The 22,265-nt window shown below is 67.3% G+C and carries 21 protein-coding genes; 19 read left to right on the top strand and 2 right to left on the bottom strand.

Annotation, left to right across the window (positions count from 1 at the left end):
• Positions 1-4 precede the first annotated feature (4 nt).
• From FR728_RS15455 to FR728_RS15440, 4 genes are all read left to right on the top strand, one after another.
• Positions 5-2,068, top strand: coding sequence for a prohead protease/major capsid protein fusion protein (locus tag FR728_RS15455; protein ID WP_149893629.1), 2,064 nt, complete (start codon positions 5-7; stop codon positions 2,066-2,068).
• A gap of 80 nt (positions 2,069-2,148) precedes the next feature.
• A complete protein-coding gene (locus FR728_RS15450; protein WP_149893628.1) occupies positions 2,149-2,484 on the top strand; it encodes a DUF2190 family protein in 336 nt (111 codons plus the stop codon).
• Positions 2,484-2,795, top strand: coding sequence for a head-tail joining protein (locus FR728_RS15445; protein WP_149893627.1), 312 nt, complete (start codon positions 2,484-2,486; stop codon positions 2,793-2,795). The genes FR728_RS15450 and FR728_RS15445 overlap by 1 nt, the downstream gene beginning before the upstream one ends.
• Complete coding sequence (locus FR728_RS15440; protein WP_149893626.1) at positions 2,792-3,421, top strand: DUF6441 family protein; 630 nt, start codon at positions 2,792-2,794, stop codon at positions 3,419-3,421. The genes FR728_RS15445 and FR728_RS15440 overlap by 4 nt, the downstream gene beginning before the upstream one ends.
• A 46-nt stretch (positions 3,422-3,467) precedes the next feature.
• Here FR728_RS15440 and FR728_RS15435 read toward each other — a convergent pair whose 3' ends face one another.
• A complete protein-coding gene (locus FR728_RS15435; RefSeq protein WP_149893625.1) occupies positions 3,468-3,692 on the bottom strand; it encodes a DUF2188 domain-containing protein in 225 nt (74 codons plus the stop codon).
• Positions 3,693-3,841: 149 nt separating this feature from the next.
• Between FR728_RS15435 and FR728_RS15430 the strand changes: the two genes are divergently transcribed.
• From FR728_RS15430 to FR728_RS15365, 15 genes are all read left to right on the top strand, one after another.
• Complete coding sequence (locus tag FR728_RS15430) at positions 3,842-5,083, top strand: helix-turn-helix domain-containing protein (RefSeq protein ID WP_149893624.1); 1,242 nt, start codon at positions 3,842-3,844, stop codon at positions 5,081-5,083.
• Positions 5,080-5,607, top strand: coding sequence for a PIN domain-containing protein (locus FR728_RS15425; protein WP_149893623.1), 528 nt, complete (start codon positions 5,080-5,082; stop codon positions 5,605-5,607). Before FR728_RS15430 ends, FR728_RS15425 begins: the two co-directional genes overlap by 4 nt.
• 32 nt (positions 5,608-5,639) lie before the next feature.
• Positions 5,640-6,059, top strand: coding sequence for an acyl-CoA transferase (locus FR728_RS15420; RefSeq protein ID WP_149893622.1), 420 nt, complete (start codon positions 5,640-5,642; stop codon positions 6,057-6,059).
• Between the two features lie 24 nt (positions 6,060-6,083).
• On the top strand, positions 6,084-7,025 hold the full coding sequence (locus FR728_RS15415) for a phage tail tube protein (RefSeq protein WP_149893621.1): 942 nt from the start codon (positions 6,084-6,086) through the stop codon (positions 7,023-7,025).
• Entirely contained in the window at positions 7,025-7,462 is a 438-nt protein-coding gene (locus FR728_RS15410; RefSeq protein ID WP_149893620.1) for a hypothetical protein, read from the top strand. The genes FR728_RS15415 and FR728_RS15410 overlap by 1 nt, the downstream gene beginning before the upstream one ends.
• A 98-nt stretch (positions 7,463-7,560) precedes the next feature.
• Complete coding sequence (locus FR728_RS19725) at positions 7,561-7,689, top strand: DUF7697 family protein (RefSeq protein WP_280115349.1); 129 nt, start codon at positions 7,561-7,563, stop codon at positions 7,687-7,689.
• Entirely contained in the window at positions 7,682-10,099 is a 2,418-nt protein-coding gene (locus FR728_RS15405; protein WP_149893619.1) for a phage tail tape measure C-terminal domain-containing protein, read from the top strand. The genes FR728_RS19725 and FR728_RS15405 overlap by 8 nt, the downstream gene beginning before the upstream one ends.
• Positions 10,099-10,725 (top strand): DUF2460 domain-containing protein, encoded by a 627-nt coding sequence (locus tag FR728_RS15400; RefSeq protein WP_149893618.1) that lies wholly within the window; start codon positions 10,099-10,101, stop codon positions 10,723-10,725. Before FR728_RS15405 ends, FR728_RS15400 begins: the two co-directional genes overlap by 1 nt.
• Entirely contained in the window at positions 10,722-11,606 is an 885-nt protein-coding gene (locus FR728_RS15395; RefSeq protein ID WP_149893617.1) for a DUF2163 domain-containing protein, read from the top strand. Before FR728_RS15400 ends, FR728_RS15395 begins: the two co-directional genes overlap by 4 nt.
• A complete protein-coding gene (locus FR728_RS15390; protein ID WP_149893616.1) occupies positions 11,603-12,049 on the top strand; it encodes an NlpC/P60 family protein in 447 nt (148 codons plus the stop codon). Before FR728_RS15395 ends, FR728_RS15390 begins: the two co-directional genes overlap by 4 nt.
• Before the next feature lie 9 nt (positions 12,050-12,058).
• Complete coding sequence (locus FR728_RS15385; RefSeq protein WP_149893615.1) at positions 12,059-16,024, top strand: baseplate multidomain protein megatron; 3,966 nt, start codon at positions 12,059-12,061, stop codon at positions 16,022-16,024.
• Between the two features lie 10 nt (positions 16,025-16,034).
• Entirely contained in the window at positions 16,035-17,111 is a 1,077-nt protein-coding gene (locus FR728_RS15380; RefSeq protein WP_149893614.1) for a DUF2793 domain-containing protein, read from the top strand.
• A 19-nt stretch (positions 17,112-17,130) separates the two neighbouring features.
• Entirely contained in the window at positions 17,131-17,418 is a 288-nt protein-coding gene (locus tag FR728_RS15375) for a DUF6127 family protein (protein ID WP_149893613.1), read from the top strand.
• Between the two features lie 73 nt (positions 17,419-17,491).
• Positions 17,492-18,166, top strand: a complete 675-nt coding sequence (locus FR728_RS15370; RefSeq protein WP_149893612.1) for a YcbK family protein — start codon at positions 17,492-17,494, stop codon at positions 18,164-18,166.
• Positions 18,163-18,420 (top strand): hypothetical protein, encoded by a 258-nt coding sequence (locus tag FR728_RS15365; RefSeq protein WP_149893611.1) that lies wholly within the window; start codon positions 18,163-18,165, stop codon positions 18,418-18,420. Before FR728_RS15370 ends, FR728_RS15365 begins: the two co-directional genes overlap by 4 nt.
• 171 nt (positions 18,421-18,591) lie before the next feature.
• Here FR728_RS15365 and FR728_RS15355 read toward each other — a convergent pair whose 3' ends face one another.
• Positions 18,592-22,179, bottom strand: a complete 3,588-nt coding sequence (locus tag FR728_RS15355) for an AAA family ATPase (protein ID WP_188318927.1) — start codon at positions 22,177-22,179, stop codon at positions 18,592-18,594.
• Positions 22,180-22,265: the final 86 nt, after the last annotated feature.

Genomic DNA, 22,265 nt, shown 5'->3' with positions numbered 1-22,265 from the left:
CCCCATGGACACGATGATCGAACTGCCGGCCATGCGCCGGTCGGCGGAGCTTGCGCCGAACACCGCCGATGCCGACAGCCGCACCGTCGAGGTGGTCTGGTCGGCGGGGGCCCGCGTCCGCCGCGCGACCTTCTTCGGCGAGCCCTATGACGAGGAACTGAGCCTCGACCCCGCCCATGTCCGGCTCGAGCGGCTGAACGCGGGTGCGCCTTTCCTGAAGGTGCACGAACTCGACACGCTCGACGCGGTGATCGGCTCGGTCGTGCCGGGCTCGGCGCGAATCGAGGACGGGCGCGGTATCGCGCTGGTCCGGATCAGCGAGCGCGCCGATGTCGAGCCGATCTGGCGCGACATCCAGGCCGGGCACATCCGCGCCGTCTCCATCGGCTACCAGGTCCACCGCTTCGAGGTCTCGAAGCCCGAGGCCGCCCGCGAGCTTTGGCGCGCGGTGGACTGGACCCCATTCGAGGTCTCCGCCGTCGCGGTCGGCGCCGACCCCGCCGCCGGTTTCCGCGCCCAGCATCCTCTTCACGACTGCGTCCTCCACCGCCGGGACGCCCCCACACCGCAAGGAGCACCCCCGATGACGGACAAGACCCAGACCACGGCGAGCGACGCCGCAACCCCCACCAACACCCAGCCGACCGCGCCGGTCGAAACCGAGGACACCCCCATGACCGAGCCGAAAGCGGCTGCGCCCGACCCGAAGGTCGCCGCCAGTGAAACCCGCGCGCAGCCGAAGCTTCAGACGACCGACACTCCCGCAGCGCCCGACACCGAAGCGGTCGCCACCCGCGCGCGCGAGGCCGAGCGCGACCGCGTCTCGACCATCTACGATCTGGCCGGTCGCCTGAACCTCGAGCGCGGCTTTGCCGAGGACCTGGTCAAGCGCGGCGTCAGCGTGGACGAGTCCCGCCGCCTGATCCTCGATCAGGTCGCCGCCAAGTCCGACGAGACCCGGACCTTCCCGCATGTCTCGGTCCCCCTCGGCGGCCGTGACGAGCGCATCACCCGCCGGGACGCGGTGGCGAACGCGCTGCTGCACCGCTACAGCCCGACACTGTTCCAGCTGGAGGACGCCGCCCGGCAGTATCGCGGCATGACCCTGCTGGAGCTCGCCCGCGAAAGCCTCGGCAATGCCGGGGTGAACACCCGCGGCCTGTCGCGTGACGAGGTGGCGACGCGGGCCCTGCACTCGACCTCGGACTTCCCCGAGATCCTCTCGGCCGTCACCAACAAGACCCTGCGGCAGGCCTACGAGGCCTATCCCCGCACCTTCATGCTGTTCTGCCGCCAGGTGCTCGCCACCGACTTCAAGGCGATGCACCGGGTGCAGCTCGGCGAGGCACCGCAGCTTCTCGAGGTCGGCGAGAGCGGCGAGTTCAAGCGCGGCACGCTCGGGGAGTCGAAGGAGAGCTACAAGGTGAAGACCTATGGCCGGGTGGTCGCGATCACCCGCCAGACGCTGATCAACGACGATCTCGACGCCTTCACCCGGATCCCGGCGATGTACGGCAACTCCATCGCCCAGCTGGAGTCGGACGTGGTCTGGGGCATCATCACCGCGAACCCTGCGATGGCCGACGGCAACGCGCTGTTCCACAGCACGCACAAGAACCTCGCCGGGACTGGCGCGGCGCTCGATGTGACAAGTGTCGGTGCGGCACGGGCTGCGATGGCGAAGCAAACGGGTCTCGACAAGAAGACCGTGCTGAACGTGCGGCCCGCCTTCCTGATCGTGCCCGCCTCGCTGGAACTGAAGGCCGAGCAGCTGGTCGCCCAGAACCTGGTGCCTGCCCAGAGCGGCAACGTCGTGCCGCAGTCGATCCGGACGCTCGCGCCGATCAGCGAACCGCGGCTCGACGCCGCCAGCGAGACCGCCTGGTATCTGGCGGCCAGCCCGAACCAGATCGACACCATCGAGTACGCTTATCTTGAGGGCCAGCAGGGTGCGTATATCGAGACCCGCAACGGATTCGATGTCGACGGTGTCGAGATCAAGTGCCGCCTCGACTTCGGCGCGAAGGCCATCGACTGGCGCGGCCTCTACAAGAACCCGGGCGCGTAACCAGCACCCCAACATGCTGAACCCTGAAATGCGGGCGGTCCCATCGGGCCGCCCTTCGTCATTCCAAAAGGATCCTCCCCATGAAAAACTACGTCCAGCCCGGCAACACCATCACCCTCACCGCGCCCTATGCCGTAGCCTCCGGCGATGGCCTGCTTGTCGGCTCCATCTTCGGCGTCGCCGCCGGGGACGCCGCCCTCGGCGAGCCCGTCGAGACCGCGCTCGTCGGCGTGTTCGACATCACCAAGGCAGGCTCCCAGGCCTGGACCGTGGGCGCCAAGGTCTATTGGGACGACACCAACAAGCGCTGCACCACGGTCGCGACAGACAACACTCTCATCGGCGTGGCGGTTGAGGCGGTGGCGAGCGGCGCGGGCGACACCATCGGCCGGGTTCGGTTGAACGCGACGTTCTGATGAGCGCCTTCGCCGCCGCCGTCGGCGCGCTCTTCGCCGATCCGAACGTCGGCCGGGATGCGGTCTACATCGCCGATGGCGGCGCGCCCGTTCTGGTGCGCGTCGTCGCCCGGCGCGCGGATGCCATCACCGACTTCGGCGATGCGCGGCTCTGGTCCGTGACAACGAGGATCGACCTGCGCGTGGCCGAGGTGGCGAACCCGCGCCCCGGCGACCGCATCGAGATCGATGGCGACGCCTTCCTCATTCAGGGTGAGCCCGTTCGCGATCGTGAGCGGCTGGTCTGGACTGTCGATCTGAGGCCCGCGTGAAACTGAAGGTCGACATCGATCCCGACATCGTCGCGATGATGGCGGCCGAGGTCGCGGCGGGCGAACGCGCCGTGACCGCCGCCATGCGCGAGGCCGGTACCGGATTGAAGTCGGCGTGGCGATTGCAGATCACCGGCGCGGGGCTTGGCACACGGCTCGCCAACTCGATCCGGAGCCAGAACTTCCCGAGGTCGGGCGAGAGCCTCGACGCGGCAGCTCTCGTCTGGTCCAAGGCTCCGGTAATCATCGGCGCGCATGACACGGGGCCGCTGATCCGCTCGAAGAATGGGTTCTGGCTGGCGATCCCGCTGCCCGCCGCAGGCAAGTCCCTGCGCGGCGGCCGGATCACCCCCGGCGAATGGGAACGGCGACGCGGGCTGCGCCTGCGCTTCGTATATCGCCGGACGGGTCCGAGCCTGCTGGTGGCCGAGGGCCGCCTGAACACGAAGGGCCAGGCAGTGGTGTCGCGCTCAAAGACCGGACGCGGCAAGGTCACCGCCCCGATCTTCCTGCTGGTGCCGCAGGTCAAGCTGCCGAAGAGGCTGGATCTGGCGCGGGACGCGGACCGGGCGTTTGACAGCGTGCCGGGGCTGATCGTGGCGAATTGGTTGGAGGAGCGGATTTGAAAACAAGCGGGTGCGCGGAGGGCCCCGAGGGTCCTCCGCGCCGTTCTTAGCCGCGGGGCGGGAAAGGGTCGTTTCCGTAGCTATTGCGCTCGCGGATCCGACCGTCACGCCCGTGGATCAGAACTTCGCTCTGCTGGTTTCGCGCAATCTCGGTGGCCCGGTCGATTGCCTCAGCCTGCGTGTCGTAGCGCGCCGTGTCGCGGCTGTTGCCGGCGCCGAGAACTGCCCAGCCGTCCTCGCGCCGAACCACGTGCTGGTTCTTGCCTGCCATGCCCATCACCTCCTTTCGGTGGCATGGCCATGATGTGGTGTGCGGTAGTCGAACGTTCAAGTAAGAATTTGACGTTATAGTGCGATCAGCCTATCTTGTCCCCACGTGGGGGCCGGGAGAAGCCCGACACGCACACCGAGGAACCCATCATGAACCGCACCGAAATGTCTCGTCGACTGAGGGAGGCACGAGAACTCGCATCAATCAGTCAGGCCGACGCTGCCGAAGCGCTTGGCCTTCCCCGCACGGCCGTCACTCAGATCGAAGGAGGGAACCGCGCAGTGTCCACCATGGAACTTGCGCGCCTAGCGGATCTCTATCGTCGCCCTGTCAGTTGGTTTCTCGCGGACGTGCCGGACGCCGAAGAAGATGTCGTCGTGGCGCTGCATCGAATTGCCCCCGGGCTCGACGCAGATCCGGAGGTGCGGATCGAGGTGGACCGCTGCGTGCAAATCTGCCGCGAAGGTGTCAGCCTGGAGATCTTGCTGGGGCGCGAGGAGCGTGATGGGCCACCAGCATATCGTGAGCCCGTGCCGAGATCGACCGGGGAAGCTGTCGCTCAGGGCGAGCGTGTGGCTGAGCAGGAACGAAGGCGACTTGAGCTTGGAAGCGCCCCGATTGCCGACGTGACGGAATTGCTCGGCGATCAGGGAATTTGGGCATCGGTCGTCGATCTCCCGCACACCATGTCTGGCTTGTTCCTGCATCATCCGAGCATCGGCATGGCAGTGCTCGTGAATTCGGGCCATGTACGCGCCCGCCAGCGCTTCTCGCTGGCGCACGAGTACGCGCACGCCCTCATGGATCGGAACAGGGTCGTCGGCGTCAGCAGCGCGGACAACAGCCGCGAAAGGATCGAACAGCGCGCGAATGCTTTCGCCGCCGCCTTCCTGCTTCCCGAAGCGGGCCTCGAAGAGGAACTGCGCCAGCTCGGGAAGGGCCAACCGGCGCGCACCGATCAGATCGTCTTCGATGTTGCGACCGGCGGCAGCATTCAGGGCCAGCTGCGTCCGGCGCCGCGCTCCCAGACGATCGGCTTTCAGGACGTCGCTTTCATCGCGCACAGGTTTGGAGTGAGCTATCAGGCGGCGGTCTATCGTCTGAAGAGCCTTCGCTACATCAATCAACCGGAGAGCGTCCTGCTTCTGTCATCCGAGCAGGAGGAGGCCGGGAGAGACTATCTGCGCGCATTGGACCTGTTCGAGGATCTCGAGGAGCCGGTGAGTGGCAAGAGAGGAACCCGTGAGCTTCGGGGCCGCGTGGCTCATCTGGCGCTCGAGGCGTATCGGCTCGGCGAAATCTCCCGTGGACGACTTCTCGATGTGGGCAAGAGCGTCGGCGTTGACGGGCGCAAGCTGCTTGAGCTTGCGGAAGCAGCGCGAGCCGAATGACGCCCACAATGCCTGCGCCGCCACCCATTCTCCTCGTTACAGACACGTCTGTGCTGGTGAACTTCCTCCGGATTGACCGGATGGATCTCATCCGGGATTTGTCTACACAGTTCCTGGTCACAGACCATGCTGCTGGCGAAATAACCGATGTGTATTTGGACCAGCTGGCCCGCTTCGAAGCCGCGGTTGCCGCAGGATGCTGCGAAGTCTGCCGCGTGGAGGACGACGCTGCCTTGGAGATGTTCGGGCAACTGACTGGCACGCAACGCCTCGGCATCGGTGAAAGCGCCACCATCGCACACGCCATTTCGATCGGCGCCGGTCTCGCACTGGACGACAGGCGCGCAGCGAACGAAGCGCGTCGCATCAATGGCGGTCTCGTGGTTCTCGGGACCGTCGACCTGACAGTTCAGATGATTGTCGAAGGCCTTCTGACCATCGAGGAGGCCGACGCCATCAAGGACGACTGGGCAGCGAACCACCGGTTCAGACTGAAGATCGCAAGCTTCGGCGACCTTCTCTGACCTTTTTGTCGGTTCCACACGAAGACGGAAACATGCCCACTCCTCGCGAAACCATCCTCGTGGCGCTGCACGCGCGGCTCTCGGAGCTACCCGCGACCGCGCTCCGCGGCGACGTGCTGCCCGAGCGCGTGCCCGCCGAGGGCCTGCTGATCCTGCGCGACGGCGAGCCGGGCGAGCCCGAGGTGACGCTCTCGCCGCTACGCTACCACTACCAGCATCGCGCCGAGATCGAGGCGGTCGTGCAGGGCCCCGACCGTGACGCCGCCTTCGACACGCTCACCGCCAGCATCGGCGCCGCGCTCGCCGCCGACCGCACGCTGGGCGGCCTCTGCGACTGGATCGAGGCCGAAGCGCCGCGCCCGGTCGATCTGCCGGTCGAGGGCGCGGCCAGCCTAAAGGCCGCGGTGCTCCCGGTGGTGCTGCACTATTCCACGGCCGACCCGCTGACCTGACCCCTACAACCCGAGGAGAACACCATGGCACGAGCCCAGGGGGCGCGGGCGCTGATGGCGCTTGCGTTCGAGACGACCTATGGAACGCCGCCGGCGAGCGGCTTCACCCGCATGCCCTTTGCCAGCACCTCGCTGGGGGCGGAGCAGCCGCTGCTGAACTCGGAGCTTCTCGGGTACGGCCGCGATCCGCTGGCGCCGATCAAGGACGCGGTGACGGCGGACGGTGATGTCGTGGTGCCGCTCGACGCCGAGGCCTTCGGCTTCTGGCTGAAGGCGGCCTTCGGCGCGCCGACGACCACGGGCGCAGAGGCGCCCTACAGCCACGAATTCCAGTCGGGGTCCTGGACGCTGCCCTCGATGTCGATCGAGACCGGCATGCCGGAGGTGCCGCGATACGCGATGTATTCCGGCTGCGTGCTCGACCAGATCACCTGGCAGATGCAGCGTTCGGGGCTCCTGACCGCCACCGCGCGGTTGGTGGCGCAGGGAGAGACGGTGGGCACCACGACCAGCGCCGGAACGCCCGCCGCGCTGGAGCTGAAGCGCTTCGGCCATTTCAACGGGTCGATCACCCGGAACGGGACCGCCCTCGGCAATGTGGTCTCGGCCGAGATCACCTATGCCAACAACCTCGACCGGATCGAGACCATCCGCTCGGACGGGCGCATCGACGGGGCGGACCCGTCCATCGCCGCGCTGACTGGCCGGATCGAGGTTCGGTTCGCCGACCAGACGCTTGTGACGCAGGCGATCAATGGCGAGGCCTGCGAGATGGAATTCGCCTACGTCCTGCCGTCGGGCGAGAGCTTCACCTTCACCGTGCACGCCGTCTACCTGCCGCGCCCGCGCATCGAGATTTCCGGGCCGCAGGGCGTGCAGGCCACCTTCGACTGGCAGGCCGCTCGCGACAGCGTCGTCGGACGGATGTGCACGGCGACCCTCGTGAATGAAGTGGAGAGGTATTGATGCTCACGCTCGACCTGACCAACGCCCCTCGCTGGCATGACCTTGCCCCTGGCGTCCGGGTGCAGCTGCGCCCGCTGACCACGGCGCTGATGGTGGCGACGCGCAGCGATCCTGCCGTCGAGGCCGTGCCTGAGGAGGCCTCGGACGAGGAGCGCGCCGTCGCCTTCGCCAAGGCGCTGGCACGACGAGCGGTGCTCGCGTGGGAGGGCATCGGCGACGCCGACGGCAACGCTATCGACCCCAGCCCCGAGGCCATCGACGCGCTGCTCGACGTCTGGCCGATCTTCGAGGCCTTCCAGCTAACCTACGTCTCGAAGGGCCTGCTGCTGGAACAGGAAAAAAACGTCTCCGCGCTCTCGCCGAATGGTCCTTCGGCGGGGGCGAGCGATACTGCGAAGCCTGCGCGCAAGCCTGCCCGGACTGCCCGGCGCGGCTGAACCGTCCGGAAACGCCGGAGGGTTGGCAGGTCTGGGACCTGGTCGGCCGCCTCGGCGGCCAACTGCGTGTGTTGCCCGGCGCGGTGATCGGCTGGGACATGTCGGCGGCGCTGGCGCTCGGTGACGCGCTCGGCGTGCCCCCGCTCGCAATGGCAGAACTGCTGCCCGTGATCGAGGCGGTGATGGTGGCCAAGCTCAACGAACAGATGGAACAGTCCCATGGCTGAGAAGAGAGTCAGCGTCCGCCTCGCGGCCGTGGGTGGACGGCAGGTGCGCGCCGAGCTGGAAGGTGTCGGCGAAGCCGGGTCGCGCGGCTTCGGACGGCTGAGCCGGGAGATGGAGGCGGCGAACGCCCGGCTCGCGGCTTTCTCGCGCCGAGTGCGCGTGGCGGCTGCAGCTGCGGTCGCTGCCGCCACGGCTGCCGGCGTGGCGATGATCCGCTCCGGGCTGCAGACCGTCGATGCGCAGGCGAAGCTGGCGCAGTCGCTGGGGACCACGGTCGCCTCGATCCAGACGCTGGAGCGCGCGGGCGAGCTGGCGGGCGTTTCCATGTCCGGCATTGAGCAGGCGACGAAGGACCTGACCCGCCGTCTCAGCCAGGCGGCCGCCGGGACCGGTCCCGCCGCCGACGCGCTCGACCGGCTGGGGCTCTCGGCCAACGAGCTGATCGCGCTGCCGCTGGACCAGCGTGTGGGTGCGATCAACGCCGCCATCGAGAGCTTCGTGCCCGTCGCCGAGCGCGCCGCTGTCGCGGGTCAGCTCTTCGGCGAGGAAGGCTCCATCGCCATGTCGCGGATCGACACCGCGACGCTGCGCCAGGCGACGGAGGACGTGCTTGCCTTCGGCGTCGTCGTCTCCGAGCAGGACGCCGACCAGATCGAGCGGACGAACGATGCAATCTCCCGGCTGGGGCTGATCTGGCGCGGGCTGTCGAACCAGCTGGCGGTCGCAGCAGCCCCCGCGCTGGAAGCGGTCGCCAACGCCATGGCGGCTGTCGCCAGCCGCAGCGGGCCGCTCGGCATCGCGATCCGCGGCCTCTTCGACAATATCGGTCGCCTGGCCACCTATGCCGCCACCTTCGCGGCCTTCCTCGCGGGACGTTGGGTGGCTGGCATGGCCGCCGCGGCGCTCTCCGTGCGCGGCCTCGCCACGGCGCTCGTCGTCCTGCGTGGGGCGCTCATCCGCACCGGCATCGGCGCGCTGATCGTCGGCGCGGGCGAGCTTGTCTTCCAGTTCACCCGTCTCGTCTCCGGCGTGGGCGGGTTCGGTGAGGCGATGTCGCTCCTGAAGGACGTCGCGGTCGAGGTCTGGGAACGCATCAAGATGGGCGCTGCTGCAGCGGGTGCAGCCGCCACGGCGATGTTCTTCGACCTGAAGGCCGATGCGGCGTCGGGCATGCAGAGCGCCATCGAGAGCGTGGTGGGCTTCGGCAACACGGCTGCGAACACGTTCGAGGGCGCCTACGAGGCGATCAAGGCGATCTGGGGCCTTCTGCCCGCCGCGATTGGCGACCTCGCGTTTCAGGCGGCCAACAGCCTGGTCGACGGCGTCGAGGCGATGCTGAACGGCGTGGTCTCCCGCATCAACGGATTCATCGGCGGCATCAACCAGGGGCTGGAAGCGCTCGGGTCGGAGCGGCGCATCTCGCTGGTGCCCGACCTCGACCTCGGCGAGATCGAGAACCGCTTCTCGGGCGCGGCCAGTGCTGCGACGTCGGCGGCGCAGGCGGCCTTCGACCGGGCCTTCGAGGACAATCCGCTCTCCGCGCCCGATCTCGGCCTGACCGAGGCGGCCGCCCGCGCGCTCGAGTCCGCGAATGTCTATCGGGGCGCCGCGCGTGATCTGGCCGAAGGGGCCCGTGCGCCCCTCGAAAGCTGGCAGGCGCTGCGGGATGCGGTGCGGGGCACCGATGAGGCGAGCGCGGATGCGCTGACCGAGGCCACCGGCGCGGCGGAGCGGCTGGAGACGGTGCTCGGCGATGCCGGACGCGCCGCGACAGGTGCAGGCGCGGCGGCCGGGGCTGCCGCCGCTGCGGCGGAGCCCGCAACCGAGGCGGCGGTCACCGGTTGGCGGGCGGTCACAACGGCGCTGTCGGACTACGCCAGCAAGGCGCGCGAGATCGGCGGCGATATCGGCCAGAGCCTCGTCGGCGCCTTCCAGTCGGCGGAGAACGCGGTGGGCCAGTTCGTGAAGACCGGCAAGCTGAACTTCCGCGATCTCGTCACCTCGCTCTTGGCCGATCTCGCCCAGCTTGCGGCGCGGCGGTTCATCCTCGGGCCGATCGCCAATGCGCTCTCCGGTGTCTTCGCTGGTGCGGGCGGGATCTTCGCCAACGTCCTGCATGCGGGCGGGATGGTCGGGTCCGCTGGGCCGTCACGCATCGTCCCGGCGATGGCCTTCGCCGCTGCGCCCCGGATGCATGGCGGCGGCATGGCGGGGCTGCGCCATGACGAGGTGCCCGCGATCCTGCAACGCGGCGAGCGGGTGCTGTCGCGGCGGGAGGCCCAGACCTACGGCGCGGGCGGCAGCGTCAACGTCACCATCATGGCCCGCGACGCCGAGAGCTTCCGGCAATCCCGCACGCAGGTCGCGGCCGACATTGCCCGCGCCGTGTCGCTCGGGCGGAGAGGCATGTAATGGCGTTTCACGAGGTCCGGTTTCCCGACAACATCAGTCGCGGCGCGCGGGGTGGGCCGGAACGGCGCACGCAAATCGTCGAGCTCGCCTCGGGCGACGAGGAACGCAACGCCAGTTGGGCCAACTCGCGCCGCCGTTACGATGTGGCCTACGGCATCCGCCGCGCGGACGATCTGGCGGCCGTGGTCGCCTTCTTCGAGGCGCGGAATGGTCGCCTCCATGGCTTCCGCTTCAAGGACTGGGGCGACCACAAGTCCTGCCTGCCTTCGGGCACACCAGCGCCGACCGATCAGGCGATCGGCAACGGCGACGGCACGACGACCGCCTTCCAGCTGGTCAAGCGCTACGCCTCCGGGGCGCAATCCTGGACGCGCACCATTGCCAAACCAGTGACCGGAACCGTGGGCATCGCGCTGGCGGGCGTCGAGCAGCTGTCCGGCTGGTCGGTCGACACCACGACCGGCGTCGTCACCTTCAGCGCGGCGCCGGGCTCCGGCGTCGCGATCACCGTGGGCTTCGAATTCGACGTACCGGTCCGTTTCGACACCGACGTGCTCGACGTGACGCTCGACCTCGAGCGGCTCGGCTCGATCACCTCCATCCCGCTTCTGGAACTGCGCCGATGAAGTCCCTTGCTCCCGCCCTGCAGGCCCATCTCGACGAGGGCACGACGACGCTCGCCTGGTGCTGGCGGATTACCCGGGCCGATGGCGTGACCTTCGGCTTCACCGACCACGACCGGACGCTGAGCTTCGACGGCACCGACTTTGAACCCGAGAGCGGGCTGACGGCTTCCGAGGTGCGCTCCGGCTCCGACCTGTCCGTCGACGCGCAGGACGCCGAGGGCGTGCTGACCTCGGACCGGATCACCGAATCCGACATCCTCGACGGCCGCTGGGACAATGCCGAGGTCGAGGTCTGGCGCTTGAACTGGGCGGACACCGGCCAGCGCGTGTTGATGCGGCGCGGGGCCATCGGCCAGATCCGGCGTGGGCGGCTGGCCTTCGTCGCCGAGGTGCGCTCGCTCGCGCATGTGCTGGGCCAGACGGTCGGCCGGACTTTCCAGGCGACCTGCGACGCCGCGCTCGGCGATGCGCGCTGCGGCGTCGATCTGGAAGACCCCGCCTACAAGGGCTCGGGTGTCGTCATCGATCTCTTGCGCGACCGGGCATTCACCGCCTCGGGCCTCGGCGGCTTCGCCTCCGGCTGGTTCAGCTTCGGCACGCTGGACTGGACGAGCGGCGCGAACGCGGGACGACGCACCGAGGTGCTGGGCCATGACGTAGCGGACGGCATCGCCGTGCTGACGCTGCTCGAGGCGCCGGTGCGCGCGATCGCCGAAGACGATGCCTTCACCATCCGTGCGGGTTGCGACAAGCGCATGGAGACGTGCGGCGCAAAATTCGCCAACACGGCAAACTTCCGCGGTTTCCCGCACATCCCCGGCCAGGATGCCGTCCTGCGCTACGCCACCAAGGATGGCGGGCACGAGGGAGGCGTGCTGTGACGCAACCCCTCGCATCGGCCGATCCCGCCCGCGTCATCGCCATCGCGCGGTCCTGGCTCGGCACGCCGTACCACGACCAGGCCAGCTTGCGCGGCGTCGGCTGCGACTGCCTCGGGCTCGCGCGGGGCATCTGGCGCGAGATCGTCGGCCTCGAGCCGTTCCCGATCCCGCCCTACAGCCGCGACTGGGGCGAGACCGGGCCGCGCGAGGTGCTGGCCGAGGGCGCGCGGCGCATGATGATCGAGGTGTCGCCTGCCGAGGCCAGTCCTGGCGCGCTGGTGCTCTTCCGCATGAAGCCCCGCGCCATCGCCAAGCATGTCGGGATCCTGACCGGCCCCGACAGCTTCCTCCACGCCTACGAGCGGCTCGGCGTGATCGAGGAACCGCTCACGCAATCCTGGCGGCGGCGCATCGCCTTCGCCTTCCTTTTCCCGCAACGCTGAGTTCCGACCATGGCCACCCTCGTTCTCGGCGCCGCTGGCGCCGCCATTGGCGGCAGCATCGGCGGCGCAATCCTCGGCGTCAGTGCCGCAACGATCGGCGGCTTCATCGGCTCCAGCATCGGCTCGGTGGTCGACAGCTGGATCATCTCGTCGCTGGCGCCCACCCAGCGCATCGAGGGCGCGAGGCTCGACACGCTGCGCATCACCTCGGCCACCGAAGGCGCAGTCATCCCCCGGCTCTACGGCCGGATGCGCATGGGCGGCAACATCATCTGGGCGACGGATTTCCGCGAGGAGACGAAGACCACCACGCAGGGCGGCGGCAAGGGCGGCGGGGGCGGCAAGGTCAAGACGACCGAGTATCTGTACTACGCCAGCTTCGCCGTGGCGCTCTGCGAGGGACCGATCACCGGCATCGGCCGCATCTGGGCTGACGGCAAGCCGATGGACCTCTCCGGCGTCACCTGGCGCTGGTATCCGGGCGACGAGGCGCAGACGGCGGACCCGTTCATCGCGGCGAAGATGGGTGCGGCCAGCACGCCTGCCTATCGCGGCACCGCGTATGTCGTCTTCGAGGAGCTGGCGCTCTCGACCTACGGCAACCGCCTGCCACAGCTCTCCTTCGAGGTGTTCCGCCCGCTCGCCGATCCCGACACCGCCGAGGGGCTGACCCGCGCCGTCACCATGATCCCCGCCTCGGGCGAGTTCACCTATGCGACGCAGGCGATCCGCAAGACCGATGGCGGCGCGACGGTGCCCGAGAACCTGAACGCGCTGGCCGACTCCACCGACATGGTGGAGGCGCTGGACCGGCTGCAGGCCATGGCCCCGGCGGTCGAGAGCGTCAGCCTCGTCGTGGCATGGTTCGGCGACGATCTGCGCGCGGGCTCCTGCAAGGTCCGGCCGGGCGTCGAGGTGTCCGCCAAGTCGACCACGCCCGCCAGCTGGTCGGTGAACGGCGTGAGCCGCGCCAACGCCTTCCTCGTCAGCCGCGATGACCAGGATCGCCCGGTCTATGGCGGCACCCCGTCCGACTTCGCGGTGGTGCAGGCGATCCGGGAGATGAAGGCCCGCGGGCTGCGCGTCACTTTCTACCCGTTCATCCTGATGGACGTCCCTCCCGGCAACAGCCTGCCGAACCCGTATTCCGACAACGCCGCCGAGATCGGTCAGCCCGCGTTCCCCTGGCGCGGCCGGATCACCTGTTCTCCCGCTGCGGGTTTCGCGGGGTCCGTGGACAAGACCGCAACGGCCGCAAGCCAGGTCGCGGCGCTGTTCGGCGCGGCCACGCCCGCGAGCTTCAGCGTCTCGGGCGAGAGCGTCAGCTGGACCGGCACGCCCGGCGACTGGGGCCTGCGCCGCATGGTGCTGCACTACGCCCATCTCTGTGCCGCAGCGGGCGGGGTCGATGCGTTCCTCATCGGTACCGAGATGCCGGGGCTGACCACGATCCGCTCGGGCGCCAACAGCTATCCCGCCGTGCAGGCCTATCGGGATCTGCTCGCTGATGTGCGGTCCATCCTCGGGTCCGGGACGAGGATCGGCTACGCGGCGGACTGGAGCGAGTATTTCGGGCACCAGCCAGGCGACGGATCGGGCGACGTATTCTTCCACCTCGATCCGCTCTGGGCCGATCCGGAGATCGATTTCGTCGGCATCGACAACTACATGCCGCTGTCGGATTGGCGCGACGGGTTCGAACATGCGGACGCGGCCGAGGGCTGGCCCGCGATCTACGACCGCGCCTACCTGCAGGGGAACATTGCGGGCGGGGAAGGCTTCGACTGGTTCTACGCCAGCGCGGCGGATCGCTCCGCGCAGGTACGCACCCCGATCACCGATGGTGCGGCGAGCAAGCCGTGGGTCTTCCGCTACAAGGATCTGCGGGCCTGGTGGTCGAACGCGCATTACGACCGTCCGGGCGGAGTGGAAAGCGGGACGCCGACGGCATGGGCGCCGGAGTCGAAGCCGATCTGGTTCACTGAGCTCGGCTGTCCCGCCATCGATCGGGGGACGAACCAGCCCAACGTCTTCTTCGACCCGAAGTCGTCGGAGAGCTTTACGCCGCATTTCTCGCGGGGCTGGCGGGACGACGCCATCCAGCGCGCCTATCTCGAGGCGACGTATCTCTGGTGGGGTGAGGCTGCGAACAACCCGGTGTCCTCGGTCTACGGTGGGCGGATGGTGCATGTGCCCGAATGCGCCGCCTGGACTTTGGACGCACGGCCCTATCCGTTCTTTCCGGCGCTGACCGACGTCTGGACGGACGGCGCGAACTGGCGGCTCGGCCACTGGCTGACGGGGCGGCTCGGCGCGGTGTCGTTGGCCGCGCTCGTCCGCCACCTCTGCCTGCGCGCCGGGCTGCCCGAGGACCGCATCGACGTCACCGGCCTCTGGGGCGCGGTCGAAGGCTACGCCATCACCGCACTCGAGAGCCCGCGGGCATCGATCACCACGCTGTCGCGGCATTTCGGCTTCGATGCCGTCGAGACCGAGGGCGTGATCCGCTTCGTCATGCGTGGGCGAGCCTCCGTCGCCACCCTCGCACCCGACGATCTGGTCGCCGCCCGCGAGGGCGACGTGCTGGAGCTGACGCGCGGCCAGGAAACCGAACTGCCGCAGGCGCTGAAATGGCAGGTCGCCCGTGCCGACGAAGATTACGACGCGGCCCTCGTCGAGGCGCGACGGATCACCGTGGACACGACCCGGATCGCGTCCGAGTCGTTCCCCATGGCGGTCCCGCCCGAGGAAGCCGAGCGGCGCTGCCGCCGCGCGCTGATGGAGGCGTGGGTTGGGCGTGAGACGGCGGCGTTCCGACTGCCGCCATCGCGCCTCGCGCTGGATCCGGCTGACGCGATCCGGCTCCAGCACGATGGGCGGCTGATCGATCTGCGGCTCGTCTCCATCGCCGACGCCGAGGCGCGCGGCATCGAGGCGGTCCGCCAGGACCGGGCGACCCACGATCTGCCACCCGGCGATCCCCGCGCGGCGTCGCTGAGGCGGGCGGTAGTGTTCGGCGCGCCCGATGCGGTGCTGATGGACCTGCCGCAGCTGACCGAGGACCAGCCCGCGCATCGGCCGCTGGTCGCTGCGCACGCGGTTCCCTGGCCGGGCGAGATGGCGGTGTTCCGCAGTCCCTCGACCGATGGCTTCGAGATGTTGACCACGTTCGGCAGTCGCGCCCGGCTCGGAGCTCTGGTCTCGGACTTCTACGCGGGCCCCACGTCGCGCTTCGACCTCGGCAATGCGCTGGTGGTCGATCTGCTGACCGGCACGCTGGAGAGCGTCACGGACCTGACCCTCTTGAGCGGAGCGAACGCGCTTGCCATAGAGAGCGCGCCCGGCGTCTGGGAGATCGTCCAGGCGGGCGCGGCCGAGCTGCTCGCGCCCGGCCGGTATCGCCTGACCCGGCTGTTGCGCGGCCAGCGCGGCACGGAAGGCGCCATGGGCAATCCCGCGCCCGTCGGCGCTCGGGTAGTGGTGCTCGACGACAGCCTCGCCTCGCTGCCCATCGCCGAGGCCGATCTCGGCATCCCGTGGAACTGGCGAGTCGGCCCGGCGAGCCGTCCGGTCAGCGACGAGACCTATGTCGCGCAGTCCTTCACCCCAGATGGCGTCGGGCTGCGGCCGTTCTCCGGTGCCCATGTCGAGCAGCCATGGCGCACGCCGCGCACTGTCGGGGACCTGGCCATCCGCTGGACGCGCCGGTCCCGGGCACTCGCGGCCGACAGCTGGGGCGGGCTCGAGGTGCCGCTGGCCGAGGAGCTCGAAGCCTACGAGGTGGAGATCCTCGACGGCCTTGCTGTGAAGCGGGTGCTGAGCACGGCCACCACCAGCGCCGTGTACACCGCCGCCCAGCAGACCGCTGACTGGGGCGCACCGCTCGGCCCTGGCGACACGCTCGGTATCCGCATCTTCCAGCTCTCCGCCCTCGTCGGGCGGGGCGCGCCCAAGACCGCCACGCTCACGTTCTGAAGGCTTTCCCATGTCCGACGCCACCACCCATCTCCTGCTGCCCTACATCCTCGCGGCGCAGGCCCAGAAGCACGTCACCCACAACGAGGCGCTGCGGATCCTCGACGGGCTCGTGCAGCTTTCCGTCCTCGACCGGAACCTGACCGCGCCGCCGGGGTCCCCCGCAGATGGCGACCGTTACATCGTTGGCTCGGGCGCGACGGGCGACTGGGCGGGGTGGGACCTGAACGTCGCGCTCTGGACCGACGGGGCCTGGCTGCGCCTGCCGCCGCGCACCGGCTGGCGGGCGTGGGTCGAGGACGACGGACTGCTGCTGGTCTACGACGGCGCGGGTTGGGTCGGGACCACACCGGACGTGCTGCAGAACCTCGCGCTGCTCGGGATCGGCACCACGGCCGACGCCTCGAACCCGTTCTCGGCCAAGCTGAATGCCGCGCTCTGGACGGCGAAGACCGCGGCCGAGGGTGGCACCGGCGATCTGTTCTACACCATGAACAAGGAGGCCGCAGGCGACGATCTCGGCCTCACGCTGCAGACCGGCTTCGTGACCAAGGCGCTGGTGGGGCTATTCGGCTCCGACCGCTTCCGGCTGGCGGTCTCGGCCGATGGCAGCACCTTCTTCGACGGACTCAGCGTCGACAACGCCAACGGCATCGTCGACCAGCCCCGGCTGCCGCGCTTCAAGGCGTACACGAACTACGACAATTACGTCGGCATCGGGACCTGGACGAAGATCGGCCTCAACAATACCGACTACAACGATCAGGGGGCGTTCGACGCCACGAACAACCGCTTCGTGGCGCCAGTCGACGGCACCTACCTCTTTGGCGCGACGCTCATGTACAAGGTCAACGCCAGCACCACGGCCCGCATGCGCGGGCGGCTGGTGCTGAATGGCACGACCGAAATCCGCGGCTCCCTCGGCGAAATCTCTGCCACCCATGTCTCGCTCGCCACTGCCATCTGGCTGCAGACCGTGGTCTCGCTGACCGCTGGCGATACCGTCGAGCTGCAGGGGTACTTCCGGGTCGCGGACGGCTACTTCGCCGCCGATCACACGTCTTTCTGGGGCTGCAAGATCGGCTGAGCGGCGGAAGGAGGATCCGATGACACCACCCCGATCCGAGGGCTTCGTGCGCATGCCCGACGCCGATTTCGAGGCGATCCTGACCCGGGCGGCGGAGGAAGGCGCGAAGCGTGCGCTCGCCGATGTCGGCCTCGACGGCGACGAGGCCGCGCTCGACATCCGCGATCTGCGCTCCCTGGTCGACTGCATCCGCCTGGTGCGCCGCACCGCGATGCAGACGGCCGTTCGCATGATCACCACCGGAGTCATGCTGGCGCTGCTCGCGGGCATCGCCATCAAGCTGAAGATCTTCGGCGGCGGTCCGTAGCCGCTCACCATTCCCTTTCATCAGCCCAACCGCACCCGCCCTCGTGGCGGGTTTTTTCGTTTCGGAGGACCCCATGACGACGACCTTCCACAGCCATTGGCGCGACGTGCCGGAGAGCGGCTGGCGCTGGCCTAATTTCAGCCCGGCCGAGATCGCCTGCCGCGGCACCGGCAAGCTGCTCATCAACGAAGCGGCGCTCGACAAGCTTCAATCGCTGCGCGACCGATTGGGCAAGCCGCTGGTCGTCCGCTCGGCCTATCGCAGCCCCGAGCACAACCGTGCCGTCGGCGGCGCGACCCGGTCGAAGCACATGGAGGGCGCCGCCTTCGACATCGCCATGGCGAACCACGACCCGGTGGCGTTCGAGGCGGCTGCGCGCGAGGTTGGGTTCCTCGGGTTCGGCTTCTACCCGCGGTCGGGCTTCATCCATGTCGACCTCGGCCCCGCGCGTCAGTGGGGCGAGCGGTTCCCGGTCCGGGAGACCGCATTCGCAGCGGAGACGCCGCCCGCGCGCGAGGTGCTGGCCGAAAGCCGCACCATGAAGGGCGGCGGGGCGGCGGGTGTCGCGACAGTCGGCGCGGCCGGGGTGGAAATCGCGCAGAGCGTCCTCGCTGAGACCCAATCCGCAATCCTGCCGCTGGTGCCGTATCTCGACACGCTGCGCTGGATGCTCATCGCCGTGGCACTCGGCGGGATCGCGGTCACGATCTACGCTCGGCTCGATGACTGGAAGCGGGGGCGGCGGTGATCTCCGGGCTCCTCACCACGCTCGCCGGTTCGGCATGGGCGCGCGCGACGCTTCGCTACGGCGTCACCGCCCTCGCGATCCTGCTGTTCCTGCTGGCCCTGCGCCGCTCCGGGGAGCGAGCGGGACGCCTGGCCGAGCGCCTTGAAACCACGGAGAAGGCCAATGACGTGCAACGCCAGATGCTGGAAGCAGCGGCTCGCCGCCCTCGCGATCGTAACGAGCTTGCTCAGCGGCTGCGCGACGGTTCGTTCTGAGTACGACAGGCTCGCGACGTGCCCGCCTGTGGTCGAGTATGGCCGGGAGTTTCAAACGCGGGCGGCCGACGAGCTGGTTCTGTTGCCGAAGGGGTCCGCCATCGCGGAGATGCTGGCGGACTACGGCGTGATGCGGGAGCAAGCTCTGTCGTGCCGCTAACGCATAACCCTCTATAGCCCTAACAGCGTGCGCAGCCGTAGCTCAATATCCGCGGAGTCGATGCCTTTCTCTTCAGTGGTCGTCACGAGGATTCCTGCGTCTCCTTCTCCCTCTTCTTCCGGCAACACCCCCTGAGAGCGATACCAATCCAGCTTCGCTAGCCACCGACGTCGATATGCCGGCTCAGACAGCAGCCCAAGGTGCTCCAGAAAGACACGCCGACCAGTCTCAGCGTCTTCGATCGTGAAGTCAGGATATCGAACGCTGCCGTCCTGCCCGGTAAACGGTTGTTCGTACGCGTACGTGATCCCAAGACCGTGAAGTAGATTGGCAATAATCACCTCCGATTTTGAGCGCACCAGCTCGCCGCGGGTGGTGCGGTGAATGAGGCCCTCTTCGAGGAAGGACCCGACATACTCGACAGGCTTGGGATCGGAAAACAGATTGGTCAGCCGACGGGCGGTCTCGGAATGCTCGGATAAAGACAGCTTCAGGAGTGCTCTAAGGTCGCCTTGGTGAAAGAGGACGACCTCTTCACGTTGGCGCGTCAGTGCCGTGTAGAGCAGTTCACGTGACAGAAGCCGGCAGGGATTCGGGATAACGATGAAAGTCGTACCAAATTCGCTGCCCTGGGCCTTATGGATAGTCAATGCATAAGCGAGTTCCAAAGGCGCGTCGCCTTCATCGCCGAAATCACCGCTTCCAAAACCAAATTTGAAACCGAGCTGCGAAGAGAATTCGACTTCAATCTTCCAGGGGAGCCCTTTCGGTTTCCAACTTCTCCCCTTGAACTGGCCCACAACGATTCCGATCTCGCCGTTGGCGAGATCGGCCTTCTCCATTTTTGGATACACGTCATACCGCCTCGCGTTGGCGACATTGATCACTTTGTCGCCGTAAAGGACGCCTTGTGCGCCCAACGGCTTGCAGGTCTTTCGCTCCCAATATTTTTCTGGCTCGGCCCAAGCACGCGCTTGCCGTCGGAAGGACTTCTGAAGCCATCTATTCAAACCGTCTACTCCGGTCTCGCCAGCGCGCACCGGTGACAGTATCTGCCAAGATTCAGCGTCGGCGCCTCCACCACGTCGGCGTTCGATGCCCTCGGGGTCTTCTTCCGAACGTGACAGGTTGAAGTAGATCGCCTCATTGTATGGTCTGCCGCCCAGGCTAATCTCGAAAGCGGCGTCCTCCCGCTCGTCGTCAAAGCCTTGCCTGTGCGAAATGGCCCTCGTCGCCACCTTGATTTCGGCAAGAAGCTTCGTCTGGAGATCGGTGTCGCCTTCCCAGCGAACAGCTCTGATGCCAGTCGACTTGCCGCTGGCCAGACGATCCCAGGCCTCATCAGCTCCGGGATCGGGAGCCTCTCCCCCAAACCACCGCGACAAGATGATGTCGTCACGAGCCGCTGGCAGCTCTCCTGCCGCAACCGAATGCTCGGTCTGACGACGAACGATCTTCAGTTCTGCATATCCGGCCGGTGCTTGGCTATTTGCGTTGGCATGGTTGTCCTTCAAGTAGCGGACGATATCGACAAAAGGACGGCCTGCACCGATTGGCGGGAGTTGCCTCGGATCGCCCACCAAAATCAGTCGCTCGACGGCTGTTGTCTCTATCGCATCAAGGGTGGCCGACAACTGGTCTTCTGTCAGCATCGAGCACTCATCGATGACGACAGTCTTGAAGCCCCGCTCGCGGTTTGCGTCGTCGGTAATGCGGTAGGATCCGGTAAGCGGATCATAGCGTCCGAGTGCCAACAAAAATTGCGCGAGTGTGTAGGCCTGCGCATTGTTGGCCCGCTTCTGCATCTGAACCCGCGCTTTGCCGGTTGGGGCGAGCAGGAGGACCCCACCGGCGGCGACCGAAGGCATCGACAGGAGGGCAGTCAACAGGCTCGTCTTGCCGGTCCCAGCAGGCCCGATCAAAACCGAAAACCGAGACCGGTAGATCTCACCTAGCGCATTGGCTTTTTCGACCCGCGCAAGCTCTTCCGTCTCGGGGTCTTTCGCGTCGGCAAACGGCGGAAGCTGCTGATCGATTAGGGCTCGCCAATCGTGCTCCCCGGCATGTCGCTTGCCCGCGAGGCGCCGTTTCACACGTGCTGAGATGATGTCGCGTGCCTGAGAAAACTTCTGGAGTTGCCATGCCGGCTTGCCATCAGCCATCTTTGCGATGACGAGCCTTGCCTTCAAGAACGGGTCAAATGCGTCGATCCAATCGGCGCCGATCGCGCATTGTGGCGAAATGTCGAGATCGCGGACCCGTTGCACCAGCCAAGATTGAGGTAGTAGCGTGTGCCCCTCGGTCGCGGCTCGATCAAGCGTGTTGATCATTAAGGCCCGGCCGCGACGGGGATCAATGGCTTCCGAGCAGCGAGAGGGATCAGGTACAGGCACCGATGCCGCAACCGTCGCTTCGGGGAACAATCCGCGATCGACCACTGAAGCAGAGATCGGGTCTATACGTCCGCGGTCGTCTTCGAAGCAAAGATACGGGTTTGCCAGAATTTCTGCGTCAGACGCCGTAATGCCTGCTCTTTTGCGTTCTTCGGTTACGAACCATCGGCTCGCCTGATCGGCAGTGATCTCGAACCTGGCGAGGAGCTTCAGCAGCGCCCGCCGTTCTGGCTTCAGGCTGTCCCAGAGTTTTGCCGCCGTTGAACCGATTGTCGCTGCCAAATCGGGAGTGAGTATGTTCGGCTCGTGAAGCACCTTTTCGACAAGCGGCCAAGGATCGCGCACCTCCTGAGATCCGTCTGCATGCAGCTCTTGACCAATGGCGTGGGCGACGAGGGTGCCGTGAGTCAATCCGAACGCTGTGAGCGCGGAGCCAAGCCCGGGAAAGGCACCCCGAAGGCGCCAGATTCGGTTGAGCTGAGTGTCGACCCAGCCCCGAGCGGCAGACCAGTTGCCAGGCACCACCTTTTCCAGCCGCTCCAATAGCGACGCGCAGGCGAGCAGAACCGTGATCGCCTGGTCATGTGTCACATGCTCGGCACCCATCGAGAAAGCGTCCCAGTGTTCTTCGGGTGCGTGGAGGACAAGACTGGACAAATCGATGCTCGGGTCTTTTGCGGCCAGATCGATCAGGTCGTGGTAGGGAAGGAGAAAGCCGTCCTTGATCTCTGGCCGGATCGAGTGGTGCAGATTGCGCTCCCACAAGACACAGCGCATCGCATCCGACGGTGCGCCCTTCTCGTAAATGTACTCGACGGAGGGGTCGACCTTGAGAACTCGACCTACACCGACAATGACCCGCCGCCCGTCATCCGTCAGCGGCGTGCGCTTTGCGTAGAAGAATATAAGGGACTCCTCGGGTGTGATGGCGCCGAAGAACGTGTCGAGCATCGCAAGCTGGTTCTGGCGTTCCTGAACCCAGAGCTTATCGAATTCGAGGTCTGGCTCGAATTCGGGTCGGAAGTTGATTTTATAGGCCTTGGCCCGGTCGGGGATTCCGTCGTCCGAATTCTTCATCATCCAGGCGAAGGGAACAGCCGCCGCCGAGAAGGCCGCATGATGAAATCCGCTTTCCTGAAAATGCTTGTATCTGGGATCGTGGCTATACGGGTGGCGGACCCTACGCGTATAACCAAAGGGTGCCATAAACGCTCCGCGTTCTGCGGCGCATGCCGGTAGCCGAACGCCCTCAGTATCCCAATTGGCTCCCGCAACACTCGTTTCGAAATCGT

It is taken from the genome of Roseibium aestuarii, assembly GCF_008477545.1.
GTDB lineage: Bacteria > Pseudomonadota > Alphaproteobacteria > Rhizobiales > Stappiaceae > Roseibium > Roseibium aestuarii.
The sequence above is the reverse complement of the archived record's forward strand: the minus strand, read 5'-3'. Positions and strand labels throughout refer to the sequence as shown.

Coding starts and splice junctions, on each gene's coding strand:
- FR728_RS15455 (WP_149893629.1), top strand. CDS start 5: ATGGACACGATGATCGAACTGCCGGCCATGCGCCGGTCGGCGGAGCTT.
- FR728_RS15445 (WP_149893627.1), top strand. CDS start 2,484: ATGAGCGCCTTCGCCGCCGCCGTCGGCGCGCTCTTCGCCGATCCGAAC.
- FR728_RS15415 (WP_149893621.1), top strand. CDS start 6,084: ATGGCACGAGCCCAGGGGGCGCGGGCGCTGATGGCGCTTGCGTTCGAG.
- FR728_RS15425 (WP_149893623.1), top strand. CDS start 5,080: ATGACGCCCACAATGCCTGCGCCGCCACCCATTCTCCTCGTTACAGAC.
- FR728_RS15410 (WP_149893620.1), top strand. CDS start 7,025: ATGCTCACGCTCGACCTGACCAACGCCCCTCGCTGGCATGACCTTGCC.
- FR728_RS15370 (WP_149893612.1), top strand. CDS start 17,492: ATGACGACGACCTTCCACAGCCATTGGCGCGACGTGCCGGAGAGCGGC.
- FR728_RS15450 (WP_149893628.1), top strand. CDS start 2,149: ATGAAAAACTACGTCCAGCCCGGCAACACCATCACCCTCACCGCGCCC.
- FR728_RS15395 (WP_149893617.1), top strand. CDS start 10,722: ATGAAGTCCCTTGCTCCCGCCCTGCAGGCCCATCTCGACGAGGGCACG.
- FR728_RS15375 (WP_149893613.1), top strand. CDS start 17,131: ATGACACCACCCCGATCCGAGGGCTTCGTGCGCATGCCCGACGCCGAT.
- FR728_RS15385 (WP_149893615.1), top strand. CDS start 12,059: ATGGCCACCCTCGTTCTCGGCGCCGCTGGCGCCGCCATTGGCGGCAGC.
- FR728_RS15400 (WP_149893618.1), top strand. CDS start 10,099: ATGGCGTTTCACGAGGTCCGGTTTCCCGACAACATCAGTCGCGGCGCG.
- FR728_RS15380 (WP_149893614.1), top strand. CDS start 16,035: ATGTCCGACGCCACCACCCATCTCCTGCTGCCCTACATCCTCGCGGCG.
- FR728_RS15430 (WP_149893624.1), top strand. CDS start 3,842: ATGAACCGCACCGAAATGTCTCGTCGACTGAGGGAGGCACGAGAACTC.
- FR728_RS15435 (WP_149893625.1), bottom strand. CDS start 3,692: ATGGCAGGCAAGAACCAGCACGTGGTTCGGCGCGAGGACGGCTGGGCA.
- FR728_RS15355 (WP_188318927.1), bottom strand. CDS start 22,179: ATGGCACCCTTTGGTTATACGCGTAGGGTCCGCCACCCGTATAGCCAC.
- FR728_RS15405 (WP_149893619.1), top strand. CDS start 7,682: ATGGCTGAGAAGAGAGTCAGCGTCCGCCTCGCGGCCGTGGGTGGACGG.
- FR728_RS19725 (WP_280115349.1), top strand. CDS start 7,561: ATGTCGGCGGCGCTGGCGCTCGGTGACGCGCTCGGCGTGCCCCCGCTC.
- FR728_RS15420 (WP_149893622.1), top strand. CDS start 5,640: ATGCCCACTCCTCGCGAAACCATCCTCGTGGCGCTGCACGCGCGGCTC.